This is a genomic window from Neorhizobium sp. NCHU2750, from assembly GCF_003597675.1.
GTDB lineage: Bacteria > Pseudomonadota > Alphaproteobacteria > Rhizobiales > Rhizobiaceae > Neorhizobium.
On sequence record NZ_CP030827.1, the window covers coordinates 4,253,508 to 4,275,103 of the forward strand.

The following is a 21,596-nucleotide window of genomic DNA, read 5'->3' on the forward strand; positions in this document are numbered from 1 at the left end:
ATGAACACCACGGAGAGAAGCCATTCTTCTTGGCCTGTTCTTATCCGCTTCCGTCGTGATGATTTGCGGATGTTTTATGAGCAAGCTTGCGCAGCCCTTGCCGCAAGCGCGTGGCAGGAAATATTTATGCGTGAATTCTTAAATATATTGGCGCGCCGATCGCTCCGTTCCAATCCGGCATCGAAAACCTTATCTGTAGCGATAGGCGAATGGATCTGAAGGCCGGCCAAGATCGTTGGTGCAGCATTCGTAAATTGGAGAACAGGATCATGAACAGGATTTTGGTCGCATCTGCCGCAGCGCTTGCGTCCGTCGCCGCAATCACGTCTCTCGCTGCCCCGGCCATGGCCGAACAGTCGCGCCTGTCGGAGATCATTTTCGGCAAGGCCTATGACGACAATGTCATGGCCCTGCAGGTAGCGCCGATGTACGGTCATGGCGACCGCTACCAGCTCAATGCCAGATCGGCAAACAGCCTGATCATCCGGCACGCGCAGGCGCAGGCCAAGCGCGATCCGATGCTCCAGCATGCGCTCGCGCTCCGCGGTATTTCGCTTCACAATGTCCTGCGTGTCGAGACGGCCGCGGATGGCGGCAAGATCGTCTATTACCGCTGACCTGCTGGCCTGACCTGCAGCAGAAGGGTGGAGAGCGGGCGTTAAGCCCACTCGCCCTTGCGCATGACCGGAACCTTAGAGCCATCCGGCTTGATCCCGTCGATATCCACCTTGTCGGAGCCGATCATCCAGTCGATATGGATGAGCGAGGAATTGCCGCCCTGTGCCTTGATCTGCTCCGGTGTCAGCGACGCGCCGTCGATGAAGCACTTGGAATAGCACTGGCCGAGCGCGATGTGGCACGACGCGTTCTCGTCGAACAGCGTGTTGTAGAATAGGATGCCGCTTGCCGAGATCGGCGATGAATGCGGCACCAGCGCCACTTCGCCGAGCCGGCGTGCGCCCTCATCCGTTTCCAGAACCTTGTTCAGCACTTCCTCGCCCCTGGAAGCCTTGGCTTCGACGATGCGGCCACCTTCGAAACGCACTTGGATATTGTCGATCAGCGTGCCCTGATGCGACAGCGGCTTGGTGCTCGACACATGGCCTTCCACCTTGAGCGCATGTGGCGTGGTGAACACTTCCTCGGTCGGGATGTTGGGGTTGCAGATGATGCCGTTCTTCGCCTTCGAAGCGCCGCCATGCCATTCGTGGCCGTCTGCCAGGCCGACGGTAAGGTCTGTGCCGGGGCCGGTGAAATGCAGCGCTGCGAAACGCTCGCCGTTCAGCCATGTCGAGCGCGTCTTCAGATTGGCATTATGCTCGGCCCAGGCCGCGACCGGATCGGCGACATCGACGCGCGAGGCGGCAAAGATCGCGTCCGCGAGCTTGGCCACGGCAGCCTCTTCCGGAAGGTCGGGGAAGACTTGGCGTGCCCAGGACGGATTGGGATAGGAAACGATGTTCCAGTTGATGTCGAAATTGGCGATCTTTTCGAGCGCCGGCTTGTAGGCCATCGAATTGGCCTTGTTGGCGCGGGCGACCTTGGCCGGGTCCTGGGCGGAGAGAAGCATCGGATTGTCGCCGGCAACCGCAAGCCGGGCCGCACCACTCTCATAGGCCTTGGCCATGCCCTCGTAGAGCCAGCCGGATGCCTTGTCGAAGCTCGCATCGGCCGCGTGCTGGTAGCGCGCAAGCGTCGTTTCCTCGTCCGAATAGAAGGGCGTGACGATGCCCGCACCCGCCATATAGGCATGCTTGGTGATGAAGCGCACCAGCGGCAGGGCGGCGATCGGCGCCGTGATGACGAGGTCCTGGCCAGGCTTCAGCCCTAGCCCCACCTTCACCGCGACTTCCCCGAGCTTTTCGAGCTTGATCGGATCGATGGCGTTCTGGAAGTTCGGCACGATGGTCATGGCAGGCCTCTTTGGTTTCTATCTCCTGCCAGACTTAGAGAGCTTTGAGGCAAAATTGAAGACCGTGCCGGCGATAAGCACCGGATGCCAGAGAAGAGCTATTTTCCGAGCGCGGTCTTAACCCTGGCAATGTTCTTCTCGTGCACGGCTTCATAGGGCTCGAAATAGATGGCGGCACCGGAGGCAAGATCATCGGCGATAAAGGACTTGAGCGAAGGCTCGACCGTCTCGCCCTTCGATATCGCTGCAGTCAGCCGGTGGAGATAGGACTGGTTTGCGCGGATCAATGACCTGGCATAGCCACCGTCCGCGATACGCTGCGGATCGCCATGCGCCGGCAGGATGCGTTCGATCGGCAGTTTCGCCATCCGCTCCAGCTCGTCGATATGCCTGGCGATCTCTTCGGGTTCGGAAATGTAGGTGATCGTGTCTTCCACCGTATCACCGGCCAGCATCAGGCCTTCGTCCGAAAGCCGGATCACATTGCCGTCGGCACTGTGAATGGCAAAGTGGGCGAGCTCGACCCGGCGCCTTCCGACGCTGAGATCGAGCCTCTCCTCGAACGTTGTTGTCGGCATGACGAGCGGACAGATCGGCGGATCCGCCTTTTCGATCTCTGCGCGATTGTCGGTCAGCCTGTCTGCCGTGAGCTTCAGCGAGATGATCTCGCAATCGGCGAATACCGCGTTGCCGGCGATATGATCGTCATGCCAGTGGCTGAGGACAACGCGGATATCCCGTGCCCCGAGCCCTTCGACATGGGCGCGGATGGCGCGGGCGTGGTCGAGCGAGATATGCGTGTCATGGATCAGCGCCTGTCGGCCATCGACGATGGCATAGGACGCAACGCCGAGCGAATAGGCGCCGTCGTCCAGCCAGTTGGCTTTCTCGCTGTAGAGCCGCCGGCCGGCAATGCGTCCGTCATAATAGGCGAATATGCCCGGTGCCGGATTGAGGATGCGCAGGGTGTCGATCATGCCGGGCTTGTCCGTCATAACGTCCTCTCAGGCAATCAGCGATGCGGCGATCGCTTTCAATGCGGCCTTAGCATCCTGCGGTGCGAGCCTGATCTGCAGGCCACGCTGGCCGCCATTGATGAACACATGCGGCTCTTCGAGCGCGGTGATCTCGATGGCCATCGGCACCAGCTTCTTCTGCCCGAGAGGGCTGATCCCGCCGACATGATAGCCGGTCATCCGCTCGGCATCCGCAGGCTTCATCATGTGAGCGGATTTTCCGCCAAAGGCCGCCGCCAGTTTCTTCATCGAGACCTCGTGGTCGGACGGAACGACTACACAGACCGCCTTGCCGTCGACCTCGGCCATCAACGTCTTCAGCACCCGTCGCGGTTCCTCGCCGATGGCTTCCGCCGCCTGCATGCCGATCCGCTCGGCATTGGGGTCATAGTCGTAAGCCACGGTCGTGAAGGCGACCCTCAGCTTGTCGAGTGTCTGCGTGGCGCGTGTCGTCTTGGACATGGATCAGTCAGCCTGAAAAAGCATCGTCATAGATTTCCGGCTTGAAGCCGATGACGAGCTTGCCGTCTGCCTCGAGCACCGGGCGCTTGATCATCGACGGCTGCGCCAGCATCAGCTCGATTGCCTTTGCCCGGTCGATATTCTGTCGCTCGGCTTCATCGAGTTTCTTGAATGTCGTGCCCGCACGATTGAGCACGATATCGAGGCCCGCCCGGTCGATCCAGTCTTCCAGATGCTTTCGGTCGATGCCGGATGTCTTGTAGTCGTGGAACGTGTAGTCGACACCCTTGCCGTCCAGCCACATGCGGGCCTTCTTCATCGTGTCGCAATTCTTGATGCCGTAGATGACGGTCGCCATTCAGACCTCCTCTTCTGTCGGCGAAGCGATAGCAACAGCATATCGGTGCTGGCAAGCCAATGAGGCAGATCAAATAGGGGCATGCCAAGTCTGCATGGCTGACCTGTGACCGCATGCGTTGTGAAAAAGGGGCTGTGAGGGCATATATTAGTCAACTGAAAAGGAGTTGATCGTCATGTCCGCCCAGACCAAGAACCGTGGTAGCCGCCTCAGCCGTGCATTCGCAATCTTCGGTGCCGCAGTTTCCGCTTCGAACGCCGTTGAAAACCATCGTCGTCCGAAGAACAGCGACCTGACCATCCTCGGCATCGATCCGCGCGCCTTCGACCGCATCGGTTGATATTCTTTCAAGGCCGGAACCGTCTCAGGTGGCGGTTCCATTGCCTTGCCCGTTGGCAAGAAACGGGTTGAACATGCATCGCCGAAGGATCATCCTTCGCCTGAACAGGCCGAGGCGAACATGCAACAGCAGCACTATACCATATTCGAAACCGATGGTGGCTTTTGCGGCATCGTCTGGAACGACGCCGGGGTAACCCGGTTCCAGTTGCCGACCGCCAGCGAAGCTTCCACCGAAAATCTGGTTTTACGCCGCGTTTCCAAGGCGACGAGATCGCTTCCTCCGCTGGAGGTGAAGCAGGTGATTGACCGCGTAAGGCGTTATTTCGCCGGTGAGCGCATCGATTTCTCCGATATCCGTCTCGACCTTGCCGATCAGGATGATGTTTTCAAAAGCATCTACGCCGCGGCCCGTCGCGTCGGCTGGGGCCATACAACGACCTATGGCACCATCGCCAGAGAACTGGGATTCGGCCCCGAGGTCGCCCGTGACGTCGGTCAGGCCATGGCGAAAAATCCGGTGGCGCTGATCATTCCGTGCCACCGAGTATTGGCAGCCGGCGGCAAGATCGGCGGCTTTTCGGCCCCCGGCGGCTCGCTGTCCAAGGCGCGCATGCTTGAACTCGAAGGTGTCAGCCTCGCATCGGCAGAGCCCGCCCAGCAATCCCTCTTTTGAGCAGTCCCGCCCTCAATGGGCAAGCAGTTTGTATCCGGCAAAAGCCGCGATCAGCACGGCCGCCACGATCATGGCGATCTTGCCCAGCCGCTTTTCGATGAAATGGCGAATATCCTCGCCGTAGCGGCGCAGCAGAAAGGCGAGCAGGAAGAAGCGGGCCCCGCGGGTGATCGCCGCCGAGATGATGAACAGCGGCAGGCTGACATGCACCACGCCGGACAGGATCGTCACCACCTTGATCGGCGGCAGATGCGCAAAGCCGGACGTGACCAGCATCAGCAGGATCGTCTCGAACGTGATCCCCTCCTTCAACTGGTTGAACGTATCGAGCTTGCCCCAGAATGCCAGGATCGGCACGGCGATCGCATCGAAGGCGAACGAGCCGATCCACCAGCCGGCAATCCCGCCGAGAACCGAAAACACGGTGGCGACCAGCGCATAACGCCAGGCGCGCTCCGGCCGCGCCAGCGACATGGGCAAAAACAGCACGTCGGCCGGAACCAGAAAGACCGAGCTTTCGACAAAGGCAATGACAGCCAGCCAGATTTCCGCGGACTTGCGGGCACTGAGCGCCATCGTCCAGTCGTAGAGTTTGCTGAGCATCAGTCAGGCGTCCTGTACCATGTCGTGACCGGCAGCCTTGGCTGCTTTCATGAATTTTCGATCGAAAGTGACGAATCTTTCGCAATGGCGCGCCTTGAGAAGATGAAGCGCGTCGGCAAAATCCATACCTTGGGCAAAGAGGTCAAGAGCTTCCGCGACGATTGCCGGTTCTTCCAGTCTGACTGTGGGAAGACCTGCGAAACTCCGTATGGCCGCAAGGCACGCCGTATGTGGTAACCCGTAAACGCTTCGAAGCACCCACTCGACTTGAAGTATCACTGTGATCGAAACGAAAACGTCGTCGCCATTGATGACGGCACGCGCTTGCTTTGACTGCTTCGCGTCGTCGTTTGTCAGGTAACGGATGACAAGATTGGTGTCGATGGCGATCATCAGTCGGGATCGATGCTTTTGGCAAAGCTTCGCCGGGCTTCATCGAGAATGCCCTGTTCCATCTCCTCGACTGTCTTCGGCTTACCCTCGTGCTTGATCATTCCGAAAACATCTTCGGGGCTCGTCGGCGTAAAGATTGGACGCTTTTTCAGAAGCACGCCATCGCGCGTCTCTTCCACGATAAGGCTGGTTCCCGCATCCCAATGCTGCCTTTCAAGCACCGCCTCTGGCAGCGTAATCTCGCCTTTTTCAGAAATTCGCGTGATGACGTCGTCAGTCATGGCAGCGCTCCGGATGAAGATCCGGCTCAGGATAGAGGATCGCGCATTGGCTCACAAGGCAGCCTTTGATGCGGTCAAGGCTGGAAAAGATCGCGTCGATTTCCAGATCACGGTGCGACCTCCCGAACCCGCACCATCTACCAGGCCAGCACCCTCGGTCCAGCGATGGCGCCGATTGCGGTAACGAGCGCGATCGCCAGTGTGTACCAGAGGGCGACGAACGCCGCTCCATCGTTGATGCAGGCGATCGTGTAGGCAAGGCCGCCAAGCGATCCTGCCAGAATGCCCGCAAGTGTACCCGCAAGCCTCGGTCTTGTCGGAATGCCCCTGCGCATGGCCGCAAATATCACGGCAAGGGCAGGAAGGGCAGCAATGACGATCACGCCCATGCAGGATGTAACGGAGGACGCGTGGGCACCGCCCAGGGACAGGCCCGACCGATCGAAACCGGCTCCCGCCAGCATGAACAGGGCGGCAGGAAGCAGCGGCAGCAGCCTCTTGCCTGCAATCCCCGGAATGACGGCATTGCGAACCATCAGGCTGGCGCCGCCTGCCGCCAGCGTCATCGCCACCACCTTGAACTGGAAGGTCCATGTCGTTGCGACATTGGAAAGATCGGGGCGTGGTCCGCTGAGCAGTATCACGGTCGCAAGCGAGCAGATCAGCGCCAGAACCAGTCCTGCAGCCAGAGCCTGACGCAAGGTTGGAGTTCGGGCCTTGCCCCGCTCCCTTGCCCGGTCGCCGGCCTCCATCGCCATCGACCGGATCAGGTCGTCCGTCCGTCCGGCCGGCAGCGACGATATCGTTGCATCCTTCATTTTGATCATCCCTCGAAACTTTTTTGTGCGGCAGCCATAAGCGTCTTCAGCGACCGGTGAAACGCCACCCGAACGGCCCCTTCCGTCGAGCCCAGCCGGGCCGCCGTATCGCGCGCCGATGCGCCATCGATGCCGATCGCCCGCACCACCGATTGCTGTCCGGGCGGAAGGCCGGCAATCATCTTCTCGACATCGGCCGTGTTATGGGCGGGATCCGGTTCGCTTGGCCCGGAAAGACCCGACCATTCTTCCTCGGTAAGTTCCAGCCGAAGTCTCACGTCCCGGCGAAGCCGTCGCGCGGCATCGATCACCTTGTAGCGGGTAATCGCATTCAGCCACGGCATGATCGGGCGGGACGCGTCCCACTGGTCACGCCGAGAATGTACCGCGATCAGAACCTCCTGCACGATGTCCTCGGTCTCCGCGGCATTGAGGCCGAGGCCTCGAAGACGCTGACCGATGATCCGCCGCAGCGAGGCGGAAAATTCACGCAGGAAGGTTTCATAGGCCAGCCGCTGGCCGGATCGCTCCGCCCGCATTGCCGCAGCCCATGATTGTTCGCGTATGTCCATGACATGTCATTCGATCCGCGGGCGCGATTGTTACAGCGGGTCGCAAAAATAAATCCGGCGGGGGCGCCATCACGACGCCGTGAGCCGTGTAACAGCGCGGCGATTGATTTCGAACAGCTCCGATGAAGCCGCAGCTTCACGAACAAGGAGTTATCATCATGAAGAAAATAGCCGCCACCCTGGTCATCGCCGCCGGCACGATGCTTGCCCTGGCAACGGGCCCTGCCTCTGCCGCCCAGGCACCGGTAAAGGCCCATAATGTCGTTCTGGTCCATGGCGCCTGGGCCGATGGCTCGAGCTGGTCGAAGGTCATCCCCTATTTGCAGGCCGCCGGGTTGAAAGTGACATCCGTCCAGAATCCGTTGACCTCTCTTACCGACGACGTTGCCGCCACCAAGCGCGCGCTCGCCCAGCAGGACGGACCGACCGTCCTTGTCGGTCACTCCTATGCCGGAACGGTCATCAGCGACGCCGGTGTCGATCCGAAGGTCAGCGCGCTGGTCTATGTTGCGGCGCGCGCTCCCGATGCCGGCGAGGATTTCACCGCTCTTTCCGGCAAGTTCCCGACCATGCCGGTCCGCGCCGGCGTGGAGACCCATGACGGTTTCCAGACTATCGGAGAAAAAGCCTTCGTCGATCATTTCGCCAATGGTCTTCCGAAGAAAGAAGCCGAGACGCTCTATGCGGAACAGCAGCCGATCGCGGCAACCCTGTTTGCCGGCAAGACGACGGCTGCCGCCTGGAAGGACAAGCCAAGCTTCTACGCCGTGTCGAAAGAGGATCAAACCACGTCGCCGGATCTTGAGCGGTTCCTTGCCAAGCGCATGGGCGCAACCACCATCGAGGTGAATTCCGGCCACCTGTCGCTGGTCTCCCACCCCAAGGAGATCGCCCATCTGATCCTCGTCGCAGCAGGCGTCGAGAAATAAGCGATCCTCGCGCTGAACATGAAAACGCGGCGAAACATCCCTGTTTCGCCGCGTTTGAACTATTGTAGATCAGGCTGTCATGCGCGCCGGATCACTCCCACTCAATGGTTATGATTGAACATAACACTCTGATTTATCGCCACAATAAATCTCGACGCCCCGATAATTTCCGTCGCCCAAACCGTCAGATATGCGCGGCTCTTGATTTCAAAGGAGAATTCGGCCGTTTTGGAAATTCCTCGCTTTCAGGGACTATCGACATCGATCGATCCATTTCTCTCGAATCCACTGGCTGTGCCGCACCACCGATGCGGCCAAAAAGTACCGTCAGCGCATGAATAGTCACGTAAGCCGGGTGGCGCCACGATAACGTCTGATTGTTTCGCGCAAACGCTCGTTTACGGTGTCGGCTCCACGAGGGCCAGAACCAACACCTGAGAGTCGCGAGCGGAAAGCGGGATCACTTCGCCGACTTCCGCCGTGTGTAAGGACGGATGCTCAATCCGCTCCCGCTTTCCTCGGCCATGATCGACGCCAGATTGGGAACGTCTCACACCGATTGTTGCCGAACCTGATCGGTAGAGTGCATGGAGGCTACTGCGTCGGGAATATATCCGCCTCGCCCTTTTGAGCGAAGACTGTGCCCAGGATCAGCTTTCCGGTGTCGAGCTTGTAGGGAAGGAAGACTATGACCGAGTAGTTATCGCTATGGTTCAACGAGACGGCAATGGCATCGGACTCTTCTTCGGTTGAGGGCAATTTGACCCGTACATCGTATACGACGGCCGTCGCCTTATACTCACCCTTGTGTGCAGCAGCGACGAATCCCCCCTTCATGAGGGCTATTACATCGACCGACTTCGAATGTTCGTTTCCGTCATAACCTGCTATCGAGACGAGTTGGCCGTCTGGCCGCATCGCACCGCCGAATGGAATGAATTCCCCATGAGTGGTCAGCATCTGCTCAGCAAAAGGGAGCACTGAGGTCATAAGGGTTTCACAGTCTGCTTTTGGATCGCTCATCGCTTGTTTCCCTCGTCGGCTGGAAAATTATTGCCAGACCCAGCGATTCAATCTGACGGTAGTTCTCTCAATCGCTCTTTCCGGATCAAAAACTACCGTCAGAATTTTTTGCAGGCTTCGGCTCGTTTCGGCAGTTCTGGAGAAACTCCAAAGAAAATCAGCATGTTAGAAAAAGAGGGCAGGTCGATTGACAATGGTTCCCGATATGTCAAGCCATTATCCCCTAACCTTCTATTTTCCTCACGCTATTTCTCTACATAGCCCTCCACAGTATCCCAGACCCTCACTCCCACTCGATCGTGCCCGGCGGCTTCGAGGTCACGTCGTAGACGACGCGGTTGATGCCGCGCACCTCGTTGATGATGCGGGTTGCCGCGCGGCCGAGGAAATTCATGTCGTAGGGATAGAAATCCGCCGTCATGCCGTCGACCGAGGTCACTGCCCGCAGCGCGCAGACGAAGTCATAGGTGCGGTAGTCGCCCATCACGCCGACGGTCTGGACCGGCAGAAGCACGGCAAATGCCTGCCAGATCGTGTCGTAGAGGCCGGCCTTGCGGATTTCGTCGAGATAGATCGCATCCGCCTTGCGCAGGATGTCGAGCTTCTCGCGGGTAATGCCGCCGGGGCAACGGATCGCGAGGCCCGGACCGGGGAAGGGGTGGCGGCCGATGAAGCTTTCCGGCAGGCCGAGTTCGCGGCCAAGCGCACGGACTTCGTCCTTGAACAATTCCCGCAGCGGCTCGACGAGCTGCATGTTCATCCGCTCGGGCAGGCCGCCGACATTGTGGTGGCTCTTGATCGTCACGGAAGGGCCACCGGAGAAGGAGACGCTTTCGATCACGTCCGGATAGAGCGTGCCCTGTGCGAGGAATTTCGGCGCGCCCTTGCCGTCGGCGGCGATCTTGGCGGCTTCCGCCTCGAACACTTCGATGAACAGGCGGCCGATCGTCTTGCGCTTGGCTTCCGGGTCGGTGACGCCTTCGAGCTGGCCGAGGAACAGGTCGGATGCATCGACGGCGACGAGCGGAATGTTGTAGTGGTCGCGGAACATGCCGACGACCTGCTCGGTCTCGCCCTGGCGCATCAGGCCATGGTCGACATAGATGCAGGTCAGCTGGTCGCCGATCGCCTCATGGATGAGGATCGCCGCAACCGACGAGTCGACGCCGCCGGAAAGGCCGCAGATGACGCGCTCGGAACCGACCTGATCCTTGATCTTGCGGATCATCTCGGCGCGGTAAGCTGCCATCGTCCAGTCCGACTTCAGACCGACGATCTTGTGCACGAAATTGGAAAGCAGCTTGGCGCCATCCGGCGTATGCACCACTTCCGGGTGGAACATCGTCGTATAATAGTGGCGGCTCTCGTCGGCAGCGATGGCGAAAGGAGCATTCTCCGAGGTTGCGATCACCTCGAAGCCTTCCGGCAGCTTGGTCACGCGGTCGCCGTGGCTCATCCATACCGGATAACGGCCGCCCTTTTCCCAGAAGCCTTCGAACAGCGGGCTCGACTTCTTCACTTCCACATCGGCGCGGCCGAATTCGGCGGCATGGCCGCCTTCGACGACACCGCCAAGCTGGGTGCACAATGTCTGCTGGCCGTAGCAGATGCCAAGGATCGGCACACCGCTGTCGAACACCGCCTGCGGGGCGCGGGGGCTGCCTTCCGTCGTCACCGAAGCCGGGCCGCCGGAAAAGATCACGCCCTTCGGCTGCAGCTTGTCGAAAGCCGCCTGGGCGTTCTGGAAGGGATGGATTTCGCAATAGACACCCGCCTCGCGGATGCGGCGCGCAATCAGCTGCGTCACCTGGCTGCCGAAATCGATGATGAGGATGCTGTCGGGATGAGCTATCTGGGTCATGGCGAGCCTTTAATGAAGAACCCCGATTTTTGCAACTGCTCAGATGCGCAAATCGCCGGTTTCTAGGGCCTTCGCCAGGCTGTCGATGACGCCGGCCAGCTTCTCGTCGATGACATGCAGATATTCGGTCCAGTTGTCCACGTGTTTCAGCTCTTCCTTCCCATCAGAAATGCCGCGCAGCCCGATCAGGGATATGCCGAAAAGCTGGCAGCAGCGCATCACTGCAAAGGTCTCCATGTCCACCATGTCCGCGGCTACGAGATCATAGGCCGAGCCCGAGACGATATTGCCGCCGGTCGAAAGCGAAGCTTGGGGCACACCTGGAATGATGTGCGGCAGGGGCATGGCCGCCGGATGGTCGAGAAACGGCGTGCGTCCCTTCTCGAAGCCGAGCGGCGAGGCGTCCATGTCGCGATAGGCGACCGACGCGACCTGGTAGACTTCGGCCTGTTCGAGATTGCGCGAGCCGGCGGAACCGAGCGAGACGATCAGATCCGGCAACCGGTTTTCACCCTGCAGCTTCGTCAAGGCATGCGACAGCACGATGGCCGCCTCGACGGGGCCGACGCCGGTCATCAACGGCTTGATGCTGGACTTGAGATGCTGCCCGTATTCGGCATCGACGGCCATCACGAACAATACCGTGTGAGGGCCGAGCTGTTTCAGTTCGAAACTCATTATTCCACCACGTCGATCCGGTCGCGGATCACCATCATCGAGGCCGTCATCGAGGCGATCAGCTTGGCCGGTCCGTCGCCGATCGCATAGCCGCGGCCATCCGCGACGATGATCGTCGAACCGGGCTTGGTGACCTCTCCGCGGAATAAGAACCGCTCGCCGCGGCCGGGAGACAGCAGGTTTACCTTGAACTCGATCGTCAGCAGCGACACGTTCGGGGCAATCACCGTGTAGGCCGCGTAGGTACAGGCCGTCTCCAGCGGAGCCGAAATCACCCCGCCATGCAGAAAACCATGCTGCTGGGTGAGCTTCGGATCGAACGGAAGCTCGATCTCCACCATGCCCTGCTGGATGCGCGTCAGCTCCGCGCCGAGCATTCCCATCGCATTCTGGTTCCGGAAACTGCGCTTGATGCGCTCGTGAAAGTCCCCTGGGTCTGTAATCTTCATGGCCCGCCCTTGCATTCGGCCGAAAGTGGCATGCTGCCGACGGATGGGCAAGCACGACAATATGACAATTGTCAATTCAACAGAACGATCGACAGGTTCAATGCCGTGGCAAATGCGACCCACAGGCCGTAGAGGATGAAAAGCGCTGCCGCCAACCGGTTGGCACGCCAGCTCATGCCGATGAACAGCAGGATGAACACGAGCAAGGGAATGATGATGGCGAGGCCGAGGCCCGGACTTTGGAGCCCGAAAAAGGCCGGCGACCATGAAATATTCAGAAAGCCCTGGATGGCAAAGACGGTGAGCCTGCCGCCATTGTCCTCGTCATACCAGGTCGTGGCGAGCGCCACCCCGATCAGCACGTAAAGCAGGGTCCATACCGGCGCGAAGATCCATGCGGGTGGATTGAAGAATGGCTTTGCCAGCGACTGATACCACGCGCCCGGCAGGTTGCTGACACCACTCAACACCCCGAGCGACACCGAGGCGACGATGAAAAGAATAAAGACGATGGGTTTGGTCATGGGCTGACAGATAGGGCGCCGACCGTTCAGGCACAGGTCAGCCGATCCGCACGATATGCTGGTCCCAGGCGACGTCGCTGCGGCTGCCATTGAACCGTCCGTCATAGGTGGAAACCGCCATGCCATGCGCCGCTGGCGCCACCCCGGCGGCCTCCCGCACGCTTTCCTCCCTCAGCACCAGTCCGCTCTTTGCGTCGAGTATGACGGAGCCACCGGCGATCGGCGATGTCAGCCCGACGATGTTCTCGTGCCGGCTCACCGCGATCGCCCCGACATAATTGCCGAGCCGGGCCGTCGTCTCGTCGGGAAGCTGCAGGAGCGCGATATCGTCCCCTTTCGAAAACCAGCCCGCAAGCGGTGGTGCTGCGTTGCGGGCACCTTCCCACTGGCAGGCAAACCAGATGCGGCCGCCTTCGGCAATGTCGAGATGGCGTGTCGAAAGCTGGCGGAGCGACGAGGGGAGGGAATGCCTCTGCACCACCGCCCCTGTCCTTGCATCCAGCATGACGAGCGACGGTTCCATATGGTCGAGGTTGAGCTTGGTGCGGCCGAAATCCGGATGCGTCTCGATCCCGCCATTGGCGATCACCAGCAGCGATCCGTCGTCCGACACCGTCATGTCATGGGTGCCGATCCCATGCGCATCGAACTCGCCGATCCGCCGGAACCGTTGGCGGGCATCATAGAGCCCGATCATTCCCCGATTGTTGTCGAAGTCGTTCTCGCTGGCATAGAGCACCGCGCCATCTGGGGAAAAATGCCCGTGCCCGTAGAAGTGCCGTCCCTCGGGTGCAGTCATGATGATCGGCTCTGTCTGGCGCGAGGGATCGATGACCATCGCAAACGTACCCGGCCGACGGGCGAAGGCGACGACGCGGCCGGTGGCGGCGCTGTAGGCCATGCCGTGCGCACGGGCGGGAAGCGCCACGCGGTCGATAATCTCGCCGCGCTCGGACACGGTGGCGATGCCGAAGGAACCATCGGGTGCACGAAAGCCGGAAGCGTAGACGGCATCGGCGTGCTCCAAGGCCAGAAGAGAACCGGGCGCAAGCGTTGCCGCAAAGCCGATGCCGGCGGCCTTCAGGAATGCCCGGCGGTCGATCACCGCGCCACACCAGGCCATGTCAGTCTCCGTCGGCGAAGGAAAAGCCGGAAGAAAGGCCGATCGCGCCGCCATATCCGTCATTCAGCCTGGTGATCACCTCCTTGCCGTCGGCAAGCAATGTGTCGAGCTTCTTTCGATCGCCCTCATCCGCAACCGCCTTTTCGAGATCCGGCGTCATGCCCGCGGCAAGTGCTGCCATCGCCCTCAGCTTTTCGTCCGTCGCGGCAACCATCGGCCTGTCCTTCTCCGGCAGAAGCTCGACCATGCCGGATTTGGTCAGCAGTTCGGCAAGCCCGTCGAGATTGGCCTTCACCATCGGCCAGGTGTTTTCCGACCGCCAGAACAGCGCCTGTTTGGGAAACTTCGCCTTGTCGGCGCCCTTGTAGAAGGTTTCGATACGCTGGTCGCGGACGGTTTCGGCGCCATGCACGAGAATACCGAGCAGGCCGGTGATCGCCTCGCCGCTGGTGCGATAGATGGGATTGTCCGGCCCCGGCTGCTCCCAGGCCTTGGCGATACCATCCGGCGCATCCCATATGCCGGCAATCTCGGCCGCGACATTGCCGATATTCCCGGCAACCGCCGCGCTGTAACGGCAGCGGAAGTCATTTCCGGAAATAAGCGTATCTGAGCCCGTTCCGAAGAGCAGGTATTCCAGTGCGCCGAGCCCCTGCGTCGCAACGCTCTTGGTGGCAAGCATCTTCGGGTCGGTCGCTGTCTCATCGGATTTGGACAATACCGCCTGCACCTGCTTGAGCCCCGTGCTCTTGCGGTCGGGATAGAACATGATGCGTTCGAAGCGGTTCTGCTCGATAGCAGGACCAATACGAACGATCTCGATATGAGCCCAGCTGGCGGCGAGCTTGCCGAAACCTACCCTGGCTGCATCGTAATTTTTCTGCGAGGGCGCCTTGCAGAGCGCCTTCATCGTCGTAGCCATCTCTTCGGCCGAGGCCTGAAACGCGTCGTAGCCGGGCCGGATGAAGCCGTTGACGGCAGCCGTCATCACCTTCGTCACCGTTGCAGCTGGCAGTTCCACGGCCGGCGCCGTATCCGCGTCCTGCGCAAATACCGGTAGGGCAGAGGCTGCGGAAAGCAGGGCGGTCAGGCCGACGGCAATGATCTTTCGCATCACAGGGACTCCAGGAAGGTGAGAAGGGCTGAGCGGTCTTGAGCATCCATGGCGGCAAATGCATCGCGGGCCGCCTGTCCTTCGCCGCCATGCCAGAGGATCGCCTCGGTAAGGTTTCGCGCACGTCCGTCATGCAGGAAGAAGGTATGCCCGTTGACGGTCTTCGTCAGGCCGATGCCCCAGAGCGGCTGGGTGCGCCACTCCCGGCCATCGGCCACGCCGACCTGCTGGCCATCGGCCAGACCTTCGCCCATGTCGTGCAGCAGGAAATCCGAATAGGGCCAGATAAGCTGGAACGCCTGCGCCTTGTTGCCGGCATCGCGGCGGGTGACGAATTTCGGCGTGTGGCAGCCAATGCAGCCGGCGGAATAGAACATCTGCTTGCCCTTCAGCACCGTCGGGTCGTCGATGTCGCGACGGGCCGGCACGGCGAGGTTTTCCGAATAGAAGGTGACGAGCGAGAGAACCGGCTCGGGAGCCTCGACCGGGCCTAGCCGTTCCTGCACGCCGGTTGGCATGGCCAGGCACTCGCCTTGTGCCTTGGTGCAGTCACCATGGGAAAACGGATCATCCTTGGTCGAGATCCCGATATCCCCGGCAAAGGCCGACGAACTCTGGTCGCGGATCGAGGCATTCTGGGCCTTGAAGCCGAAGCGACCGAGCTTCAGTTCGCCGCTGATATGGTCGCGCACCAGCGCCGGCCTGCCGGATATGCCGTCGCCATCCTTGTCGTCCGGATCGGCCCTGGCGAGAATATCCGCCTCGTGGATCGCCTGGATCAACCCCATGCCGATCATCGGTGGCGCTATCCTTGGCGATAGCGTCACGTCGCCTTCCATCGGGCCATAGCCGAGATTGCTGACCGAATAGCTTGGCTTGCGCAGGCTGACGATGTCACCATCGCCGAGCGTAACCGGAATTTCCTCATAGGAAATCTCCATCCGGCCTTCCGCAGCAAGGCCCGGAACGGCGAGATCCTGGAATTGCTCGCCATAGACGGCATCGGGGAAATTGAGCTTGCGGTAATCCGCGGTCGCCTCCCGTTCCGCACTGGTGCGGGCAGGTCGCGCCAGTCTCAGGAACATCGAGGTCGCATCCGCAGCCCCTTCCGGCGGGTGGCCCCGCCCGTCTTTCAGGTGGCAGCTTTGGCAGGCGCGTGCGTTGAACAGCGGCCCGAGCCCGTCCGATGCCTGGGTGGAGGACGGGGCGGAAACCCAGAGCTTGGTGAACAGCGCATTGCCGAGCTTGAAGGTCTGCTCTTCCTCGAAGGTGATATTGGGTGAGAAATGCGAAAACGCATCGCCATTGACGATCGCCTTCGTCGTTGCTGCCCCCGCCGGCATGGCCTCGAATTGTTCGGACCGGGAAAAATCCGTCACCGGCTGCGTCACCCGCTCGACACGTTTCAGATCCTTGGGATTGAGATCGGTGCGAGTGCTGGGCAACGGACCATCGCTGCCGCTCGCCATCCATGGCGTCAGCAGCATCGCGGCGGAACAGAGCGGTAGCAGGTATTTTGAGGCGCCGGTCAGGGCCATGGCAAACCGGGCCTCGCCGTCGAGCGAGGCCCGCCTTTTTGTCGATTACTTGAACACGGCGTCGGGGTTATCGAGGCTGTCGGATCCTTCGAGCTCGACAGTCCCAAGATCCAGCGAAGCGATGACGCGCTCGATGCTCTTGGTCTGGCTGGTCAGCCCGTCGATGGCCTTCTGGACGACTGCATTGCCCTTCTTGTTGTTCTCGCCGATCATCTGGTCATAGGCTTCGACCTTCTGGGCGCGGTCCTTCATCACGTTCATCGCCGCAAGCGTGGTATCGAGCTTGCCCATCATCTCCTTGTTCAGCGCCTTGTCCTTGGCGACCACCAGATCGGAAAGCGATGGACCTTTCATCTTGGTCCCGTCGACACGGGTATACTGCCCCGTATAGGCCGACTTGATGCCGATCGCGTCGTTGAGATGGGAGGCATAGGTGTTATCGGAGAAGCAGTCATGCTCCTCTTCCGGATCGTGCAGCAGAAGGCCGAGTTTCATCCGTTCGCCGGCAAGCTCGCCATAGGAGAGCGAGCCCATGCCGGTCAGGATGGTGGTCAGCCCGGCCTTGGGGTCGGCCTCGACATGTTTGGTTGCCTCGCCATCCGGTGCCCAGGCCGTCACCATGTCCTGAAGATCCGAGACGAGAAGCGTGGTCGCGGCCTTGAGATAGGCGGCGCGGCGATCGCAATTGCCACCCGTGCAATTGGCCTTGTCATAGTCTGTATAGGGACGTTCGCCGGCGCCCGGTCCGGTGCCGTTGAGGTCCTGGCCCCAGAGCAGGAATTCGATGGCATGGTAACCGGTCGCCACATTGGCCTCGATCTCGCCCGCCTCGTTCAGGCTGCGGAGCTTCTCCGGCGTGAGTTCGGTGAAATCGGCTTCCTCACCGTTGATCTTGATCTTCGGATTGGCGATGACATTGGCGGTGTAGAGCGCATTCTCGTCGCTCTCGGTCCCATAGGACGCGTCGACATAGTCGATCAGCCCTTCGTCCAGCGGCCATGCATTCACCTTGCCTTCCCACTCATCGACGATCGGGTTGCCGAAACGATAGACCTCGGTCTGCTGATAGGGAACGCGTGCTGCAATCCAGGCGATTTTCGCCGCCTTCAGCGTCTTGTCGCTCGGCGCGGCGATCAGCGCGTCGACCGCCTTGTCGAGCGCCTGGGCCGTGGTCAGCGAATCCTGATATTTCGCATGCGCCAGTTCGGCATAGTGTTTGAGCACGGCTTCGGGTGTGGTGTCCGCTCGCGCCGGTGCCGATCCGAAGACCGATGAAGCGGCAAGAAGCGCCAAAGCGGCGCCGATCAAGGTCTTTTGGGTCATGTCCTCTCCTTCGCGGCGTCTATCCCGTAACGCCGCCCGAGAGAGTTTTTGCGTGATTTAAAACTGGTGTCAAACGTTCTAGTTTAGAATAGTTTGAAATGCTCAACTTTCGGTTCGCAGGGGTGCTGGTGTCGCGGCATCAGGGCGGCAAGTCGCGACCGGAGCTGTCGCGCCTCAGCATACCGGCCGGCAATTCGTGGGCGGCCAACAGAGTTTTTGCCCAAACTGTCGTCAAACCTTCATGGCGCAACGATACGGCCCGGTCATCACTATTGCCATAGGGGGAAAGTATGGCCATTGCCCGAGGCGCTCAGGTCCGCAGCGCATTTTTCATTTCGCTTCTTTGTTCGGTTGCTCCCATCCATGCTCACGCTGCCGACCAGGTCGTCGCAGCCGGCGTATCCGAGACGGAACAGCAGACGGTATCCGGCACCGACAGCCTCGTCATCGATAAGGGCGGTAGCCTGGATGTCGATGACGATGCGATCGTCTGGGACGGAGCATCGCCCGCACCCGGCGTCACGATCACCAATTCCGGCTCGGTCACGGCAACGAAGCGCGGCATCGATACGGACGGTGACGACAATCCTCGCAACATCACCATCACCAACAATGCCGGCGCGTCCATCGCCTCCGATGACGATACGATCCGTGTCGATACGGACGTGACCGATGGCACGATCACCATCGACAATGCGGGTGCCCTCTCCTCGGACGAAGGCCAGATCATCGATCTCGGTTCGGTGGAATCCAAGGACGCGGTGATCTCCATCACCAATGAGGCATCCGGCAGCATGACCGCTGCCGGCAATGATGCGATCAAGATTGGCGGCGGCGCGATCTCGATCGTCAATGCCGGCACGATCTCATCGGTCGAGTCCGAAAGCCGCGGCATCGATATCGGCGAGTATCTGGATGTCAGTTCCGTCCTGATCGACAACAAGGCGGGCGCGACGATCGAAGCCTTTTCGGATGCCATTCGCATCGACAGCGACGAGGATGACGACACCACGGCCACCGGAACGGTGGTTCTCAACAATGCCGGCGTGATTGCCTCCGTCGGTACGGGTGACGAGGCGGGGCAGGCGATCGACTTCGACAAGATCGCCTCAGGCAAGGGCAGCGTCACCATCAACAACTATGCGACCGGCGAAATCACCGCGACCGATGCGGATGCTGTCCGTCCCGGTGAAAACGGTGTCGTCAACAACTGGGGCAAGATCATCTCGAGCGCGCCGGATAATACGTCCGGTGATCCCGATGACGACACGTCCAACGATGGCATCGATTTCCAGGGCCATGCCGGCACCGTGCATAACTATGCCGGCGGCCTGATTTCGGGTGCCCGCCACGGCATCACCTCGGACGTCGATGTCAACGTCACCAACGATGCAGGCGCAACCATCATCGGCCGTAACGGTTCCGGCGTCGGGTCCGACGGCGACGGTACCGTGGTCAATTACGGCACGATCGAGGGCACTATCGACGACAATTCCGTCAATGGCGATGGCGACGGCGTCGATATCGACGGTCTTGCGACCATAACCAACTACGGCACGATCGAGGGCACCGGTGCCAAGGGCGAAAAGGACGGTTCGCCGAACACCAGCGAAGGCATTGCCGCCGGCGGCGGCACAATCCTCAATCTGGGCACGGGTTCGGTCATCAGCGGCACCGACAACGCCATCCTCATCGATGACAGCGATGCGGGTGACGCCCCCTATGCCACCAAGATCGTCAATGAAGGTACGATCAAGGGCGAGGGCGGTTTCGGCATCCGCCTTGTGGGCGAGCAGGACGACGTGATCTCCAACTACGGCACGATTTCCGCCACCGCTGGCCCGGCGATCGAGATGGGCGGCGGCAACGACACGCTGAATATCTACACCGGTTCCAGTATCATCGGCACGATCGATGGCGGCACCGGCACCGATACCATCAACCTGAACGGCAGCGGCAGCTTTGCCGGCGCCGACAATTTCGAGTTGCTCAACGTCTATGGTGATTGGGTCCTGACCGGCGATCAGAGCTATTCCGGCGGTGTTACGGTGGTGGACGGTTCCTTGAGCGTCGATGGCACGCTCGATGCCGCCATGACGATCGACGCAGGCTCGCTGCTCGATGGTAACGGCACATTCAGCGCGCTGAACGTCGCCGGCACCATCGCACCCGGTCATTCGGTCGGAACCATCTCGGTCACCGGCGACTATACGCAGCTTGCCGGCTCGACCTACGCGGTCGAATTCGATGGTACCAGCGCGGATCTGATCGACGTCGGCGGAACGGCGACCATCGCCGGCACGGTCACGGCCACGCCCTATGGCGACAGCGCCATCACCACGCGCCGCTACACGATCCTCACCGCGGCAGGCGGGGTGACCGGCACCTATACGCTGTCCGATGTCGATATTACCGCCTTCCTCGAAGGCTCGCTGGCTTACGATGCCAACAATGTCTATCTCGATGTCGTACGCAACGCGGTGACATTCGCATCGGCGGCGGATACCGACAACGGGCGCCATGTCGCCAGTGCGATCGAAAGCCTCGGCGCCGGCGATGCGCTCTATGAAGCGGTTGCCGGCTCTGCAGACGCTGAGACGGCTGCCTCCGCCTTCGACAAGCTCTCCGGCGAATTCCACGCTTCGGTGAAGACCGCCCTGATCGAAGACAGCCGCTTCATCCGCGATGCCATCACGGCACGCGTCAACAGCGCCTTCGGCACGGTAGCTGCGGGCACACAGCCACCGGCGCAGTCGAATTCCGCCGGCGTATGGGGGCAGGCATTCGGCAGCTGGGGCAAGAACGGCGGCGATGGCTATGCCAGCATCGACCGTTCCACCGGCGGTCTGATCGTCGGTGCCGATGGAGAGGTTTCGGATAGCTGGCGGGCCGGCTTCGCCTTCGGCTACAGCCATGGTTCCTATGATGCCGATCGGCTGTCCTCCTCCGGCAACAGCGACGATTATCACGTCGGCATTTATACCGGCGGCAAACTCGATGGCTTCGGCCTCCAGGCCGGTGCCGCCTACAGCTTCCATGACATCGACACGAAGCGCAATGTCAGCGCTCTCGGCCTCGATCAGCAGCTGAAGGCGGATTACGACGCCCATACGCTGCAGATCTTCGGCGAGGCGAATTACGACGCCAGGGCCGGCAAGGTCGATCTTCAGCCCTTCGCCAATCTGGCTTACGTCTATTTGAAGGAAGGCAGCTTCAGCGAAAACGGCGGCAGTGCAGCCCTTTCAAGTGACGGCAGCAGCGACAGCACGACATTCACGACGATCGGTCTGCGCGCGTCGACGGATGTTGCGCTGGGTGACACGATGGCAAGCCTGCGTGGCGCGGTCGCTTGGCGCCATGCCTTTGGGGACATTCACCCCCAGTCGGACATGTCGCTGGAAGGTGCCGGCTTCTCGATCGACGGTGCGGGTATCGCCAAGAATGCCGCGCTCGTCGACGCAGGCATCGATTTCAAGCTGAGCGACCGCGCGACCTTCGGCATCGGCTATTCCGGCCAGCTGGCCGGCGATGCCTCGGCCCACAGCGCCAAGGCAAGCTTCACCGTGAAGTTCTGATAATCGCAAGCGAATGGCGCGGCCCTCGG

The 21,596-nt window shown here is 60.7% G+C and carries 23 protein-coding genes; 5 read left to right on the plus strand and 18 right to left on the minus strand.

Features of this window, described 5'->3' with window-relative positions:
• Nucleotides 1–269 precede the first annotated feature (269 nt).
• Nucleotides 270–617 (plus strand): hypothetical protein, encoded by a 348-nt coding sequence (locus tag NCHU2750_RS20470; RefSeq protein WP_119942634.1) that lies wholly within the window; start codon nucleotides 270–272, stop codon nucleotides 615–617.
• A gap of 41 nt (nucleotides 618–658) precedes the next feature.
• Here the strand turns inward: NCHU2750_RS20470 and NCHU2750_RS20475 are convergent, their stop codons facing one another.
• From NCHU2750_RS20475 to NCHU2750_RS20490, 4 genes are all read right to left on the minus strand, one after another.
• Nucleotides 659–1,912, minus strand: coding sequence for an aminopeptidase (locus tag NCHU2750_RS20475; protein WP_119942636.1), 1,254 nt, complete (start codon nucleotides 1,910–1,912; stop codon nucleotides 659–661).
• Nucleotides 1,913–2,010: 98 nt separating this feature from the next.
• Nucleotides 2,011–2,907 carry an MBL fold metallo-hydrolase gene (locus NCHU2750_RS20480; protein WP_119942638.1) on the minus strand — a complete coding sequence of 299 codons (897 nt, stop codon included), beginning with the start codon at nucleotides 2,905–2,907 and terminating at the stop codon, nucleotides 2,011–2,013.
• Between the two features lie 9 nt (nucleotides 2,908–2,916).
• On the minus strand, nucleotides 2,917–3,390 hold the full coding sequence (gene ybaK / locus NCHU2750_RS20485; RefSeq protein WP_119942640.1) for a Cys-tRNA(Pro) deacylase: 474 nt from the start codon (nucleotides 3,388–3,390) through the stop codon (nucleotides 2,917–2,919).
• 7 nt (nucleotides 3,391–3,397) lie between these two features.
• A complete protein-coding gene (locus tag NCHU2750_RS20490) occupies nucleotides 3,398–3,748 on the minus strand; it encodes an ArsC family reductase (protein WP_119942642.1) in 351 nt (116 codons plus the stop codon).
• 175 nt (nucleotides 3,749–3,923) lie between these two features.
• Here NCHU2750_RS20490 and NCHU2750_RS30625 point away from each other — a divergent pair, with 175 nt between their 5' ends.
• Entirely contained in the window at nucleotides 3,924–4,088 is a 165-nt protein-coding gene (locus tag NCHU2750_RS30625; RefSeq protein ID WP_162939693.1) for a hypothetical protein, read from the plus strand.
• A 120-nt stretch (nucleotides 4,089–4,208) separates the two neighbouring features.
• Nucleotides 4,209–4,763: a methylated-DNA--[protein]-cysteine S-methyltransferase gene (locus tag NCHU2750_RS20495; protein ID WP_119943615.1), complete on the plus strand. Its 555-nt coding sequence runs from the start codon at nucleotides 4,209–4,211 to the stop codon at nucleotides 4,761–4,763.
• Nucleotides 4,764–4,775: 12 nt separating this feature from the next.
• On the opposite strand, the gene NCHU2750_RS20500 is transcribed toward NCHU2750_RS20495, so the two are convergent.
• The 5 genes from NCHU2750_RS20500 to NCHU2750_RS20520 form a co-directional block, all read right to left on the minus strand.
• Entirely contained in the window at nucleotides 4,776–5,366 is a 591-nt protein-coding gene (locus tag NCHU2750_RS20500; RefSeq protein WP_119942644.1) for a YqaA family protein, read from the minus strand.
• 3 nt (nucleotides 5,367–5,369) lie between these two features.
• Entirely contained in the window at nucleotides 5,370–5,759 is a 390-nt protein-coding gene (locus NCHU2750_RS20505; RefSeq protein WP_119942646.1) for a type II toxin-antitoxin system VapC family toxin, read from the minus strand.
• Nucleotides 5,759–6,040 (minus strand): AbrB/MazE/SpoVT family DNA-binding domain-containing protein, encoded by a 282-nt coding sequence (locus tag NCHU2750_RS20510; protein WP_119942648.1) that lies wholly within the window; start codon nucleotides 6,038–6,040, stop codon nucleotides 5,759–5,761. Before NCHU2750_RS20510 ends, NCHU2750_RS20505 begins: the two co-directional genes overlap by 1 nt.
• A gap of 137 nt (nucleotides 6,041–6,177) precedes the next feature.
• Nucleotides 6,178–6,858: an NrsF family protein gene (locus NCHU2750_RS20515; protein WP_245480293.1), complete on the minus strand. Its 681-nt coding sequence runs from the start codon at nucleotides 6,856–6,858 to the stop codon at nucleotides 6,178–6,180.
• 5 nt (nucleotides 6,859–6,863) lie between these two features.
• Nucleotides 6,864–7,430: a sigma-70 family RNA polymerase sigma factor gene (locus tag NCHU2750_RS20520; protein ID WP_119942650.1), complete on the minus strand. Its 567-nt coding sequence runs from the start codon at nucleotides 7,428–7,430 to the stop codon at nucleotides 6,864–6,866.
• Nucleotides 7,431–7,588: 158 nt separating this feature from the next.
• On the opposite strand from NCHU2750_RS20520, the gene NCHU2750_RS20525 reads away from it, so the two are divergent.
• A complete protein-coding gene (locus tag NCHU2750_RS20525; protein ID WP_119943618.1) occupies nucleotides 7,589–8,359 on the plus strand; it encodes an alpha/beta hydrolase in 771 nt (256 codons plus the stop codon).
• A gap of 594 nt (nucleotides 8,360–8,953) precedes the next feature.
• Here NCHU2750_RS20525 and NCHU2750_RS20530 read toward each other — a convergent pair.
• From NCHU2750_RS20530 to NCHU2750_RS20570, 9 genes are all read right to left on the minus strand, one after another.
• Nucleotides 8,954–9,382, minus strand: a complete 429-nt coding sequence (locus NCHU2750_RS20530; protein WP_119942652.1) for a hypothetical protein — start codon at nucleotides 9,380–9,382, stop codon at nucleotides 8,954–8,956.
• Between the two features lie 283 nt (nucleotides 9,383–9,665).
• Nucleotides 9,666–11,243: a glutamine-hydrolyzing GMP synthase gene (gene guaA, locus NCHU2750_RS20535; RefSeq protein ID WP_119942654.1), complete on the minus strand. Its 1,578-nt coding sequence runs from the start codon at nucleotides 11,241–11,243 to the stop codon at nucleotides 9,666–9,668.
• Nucleotides 11,244–11,282: 39 nt separating this feature from the next.
• On the minus strand, nucleotides 11,283–11,921 hold the full coding sequence (locus tag NCHU2750_RS20540; RefSeq protein WP_119942657.1) for a 5'-methylthioadenosine/S-adenosylhomocysteine nucleosidase: 639 nt from the start codon (nucleotides 11,919–11,921) through the stop codon (nucleotides 11,283–11,285).
• Nucleotides 11,921–12,370, minus strand: coding sequence for a PaaI family thioesterase (locus NCHU2750_RS20545; protein WP_119942659.1), 450 nt, complete (start codon nucleotides 12,368–12,370; stop codon nucleotides 11,921–11,923). Before NCHU2750_RS20545 ends, NCHU2750_RS20540 begins: the two co-directional genes overlap by 1 nt.
• Nucleotides 12,371–12,441: 71 nt before the next feature.
• Nucleotides 12,442–12,894 (minus strand): TspO/MBR family protein, encoded by a 453-nt coding sequence (locus NCHU2750_RS20550; protein WP_119942661.1) that lies wholly within the window; start codon nucleotides 12,892–12,894, stop codon nucleotides 12,442–12,444.
• 37 nt (nucleotides 12,895–12,931) lie between these two features.
• On the minus strand, nucleotides 12,932–14,017 hold the full coding sequence (locus NCHU2750_RS20555; protein ID WP_162939694.1) for a DUF1513 domain-containing protein: 1,086 nt from the start codon (nucleotides 14,015–14,017) through the stop codon (nucleotides 12,932–12,934).
• A 1-nt stretch (nucleotide 14,018) separates the two neighbouring features.
• Nucleotides 14,019–15,131 carry an imelysin family protein gene (locus tag NCHU2750_RS20560; RefSeq protein WP_119942665.1) on the minus strand — a complete coding sequence of 371 codons (1,113 nt, stop codon included), beginning with the start codon at nucleotides 15,129–15,131 and terminating at the stop codon, nucleotides 14,019–14,021.
• Entirely contained in the window at nucleotides 15,131–16,669 is a 1,539-nt protein-coding gene (locus tag NCHU2750_RS20565; protein WP_119942667.1) for a di-heme oxidoreductase family protein, read from the minus strand. The genes NCHU2750_RS20560 and NCHU2750_RS20565 overlap by 1 nt, the downstream gene beginning before the upstream one ends.
• A gap of 45 nt (nucleotides 16,670–16,714) precedes the next feature.
• Complete coding sequence (locus NCHU2750_RS20570; protein ID WP_119942669.1) at nucleotides 16,715–17,992, minus strand: imelysin family protein; 1,278 nt, start codon at nucleotides 17,990–17,992, stop codon at nucleotides 16,715–16,717.
• Nucleotides 17,993–18,282: 290 nt separating this feature from the next.
• Here NCHU2750_RS20570 and NCHU2750_RS20575 point away from each other — a divergent pair, with 290 nt between their 5' ends.
• Nucleotides 18,283–21,567, plus strand: a complete 3,285-nt coding sequence (locus NCHU2750_RS20575; protein ID WP_119942671.1) for an autotransporter outer membrane beta-barrel domain-containing protein — start codon at nucleotides 18,283–18,285, stop codon at nucleotides 21,565–21,567.
• The last annotated feature ends 29 nt before the right edge of the window (nucleotides 21,568–21,596 follow it).

Bases quoted from the DNA above. Each gene is read 5' to 3' on its own strand.
- NCHU2750_RS20565 (WP_119942667.1), bottom strand. From the start codon at position 16,669: ATGGCCCTGACCGGCGCCTCAAAATACCTGCTACCGCTCTGTTCCGCC.
- NCHU2750_RS20510 (WP_119942648.1), bottom strand. From the start codon at position 6,040: ATGACTGACGACGTCATCACGCGAATTTCTGAAAAAGGCGAGATTACG.
- ybaK (WP_119942640.1), bottom strand. From the start codon at position 3,390: ATGTCCAAGACGACACGCGCCACGCAGACACTCGACAAGCTGAGGGTC.
- NCHU2750_RS20470 (WP_119942634.1), top strand. From the start codon at position 270: ATGAACAGGATTTTGGTCGCATCTGCCGCAGCGCTTGCGTCCGTCGCC.
- NCHU2750_RS20500 (WP_119942644.1), bottom strand. From the start codon at position 5,366: ATGCTCAGCAAACTCTACGACTGGACGATGGCGCTCAGTGCCCGCAAG.
- NCHU2750_RS20530 (WP_119942652.1), bottom strand. From the start codon at position 9,382: ATGAGCGATCCAAAAGCAGACTGTGAAACCCTTATGACCTCAGTGCTC.
- NCHU2750_RS20560 (WP_119942665.1), bottom strand. From the start codon at position 15,131: ATGCGAAAGATCATTGCCGTCGGCCTGACCGCCCTGCTTTCCGCAGCC.
- NCHU2750_RS20490 (WP_119942642.1), bottom strand. From the start codon at position 3,748: ATGGCGACCGTCATCTACGGCATCAAGAATTGCGACACGATGAAGAAG.
- NCHU2750_RS20545 (WP_119942659.1), bottom strand. From the start codon at position 12,370: ATGAAGATTACAGACCCAGGGGACTTTCACGAGCGCATCAAGCGCAGT.
- NCHU2750_RS20495 (WP_119943615.1), top strand. From the start codon at position 4,209: ATGCAACAGCAGCACTATACCATATTCGAAACCGATGGTGGCTTTTGC.
- NCHU2750_RS30625 (WP_162939693.1), top strand. From the start codon at position 3,924: ATGTCCGCCCAGACCAAGAACCGTGGTAGCCGCCTCAGCCGTGCATTC.
- NCHU2750_RS20515 (WP_245480293.1), bottom strand. From the start codon at position 6,858: ATGAAGGATGCAACGATATCGTCGCTGCCGGCCGGACGGACGGACGAC.
- NCHU2750_RS20550 (WP_119942661.1), bottom strand. From the start codon at position 12,894: ATGACCAAACCCATCGTCTTTATTCTTTTCATCGTCGCCTCGGTGTCG.
- NCHU2750_RS20575 (WP_119942671.1), top strand. From the start codon at position 18,283: ATGGCCATTGCCCGAGGCGCTCAGGTCCGCAGCGCATTTTTCATTTCG.
- NCHU2750_RS20540 (WP_119942657.1), bottom strand. From the start codon at position 11,921: ATGAGTTTCGAACTGAAACAGCTCGGCCCTCACACGGTATTGTTCGTG.
- NCHU2750_RS20480 (WP_119942638.1), bottom strand. From the start codon at position 2,907: ATGACGGACAAGCCCGGCATGATCGACACCCTGCGCATCCTCAATCCG.
- NCHU2750_RS20570 (WP_119942669.1), bottom strand. From the start codon at position 17,992: ATGACCCAAAAGACCTTGATCGGCGCCGCTTTGGCGCTTCTTGCCGCT.
- NCHU2750_RS20505 (WP_119942646.1), bottom strand. From the start codon at position 5,759: ATGATCGCCATCGACACCAATCTTGTCATCCGTTACCTGACAAACGAC.
- guaA (WP_119942654.1), bottom strand. From the start codon at position 11,243: ATGACCCAGATAGCTCATCCCGACAGCATCCTCATCATCGATTTCGGC.
- NCHU2750_RS20525 (WP_119943618.1), top strand. From the start codon at position 7,589: ATGAAGAAAATAGCCGCCACCCTGGTCATCGCCGCCGGCACGATGCTT.
- NCHU2750_RS20555 (WP_162939694.1), bottom strand. From the start codon at position 14,017: ATGGCCTGGTGTGGCGCGGTGATCGACCGCCGGGCATTCCTGAAGGCC.
- NCHU2750_RS20475 (WP_119942636.1), bottom strand. From the start codon at position 1,912: ATGACCATCGTGCCGAACTTCCAGAACGCCATCGATCCGATCAAGCTC.
- NCHU2750_RS20520 (WP_119942650.1), bottom strand. From the start codon at position 7,430: ATGGACATACGCGAACAATCATGGGCTGCGGCAATGCGGGCGGAGCGA.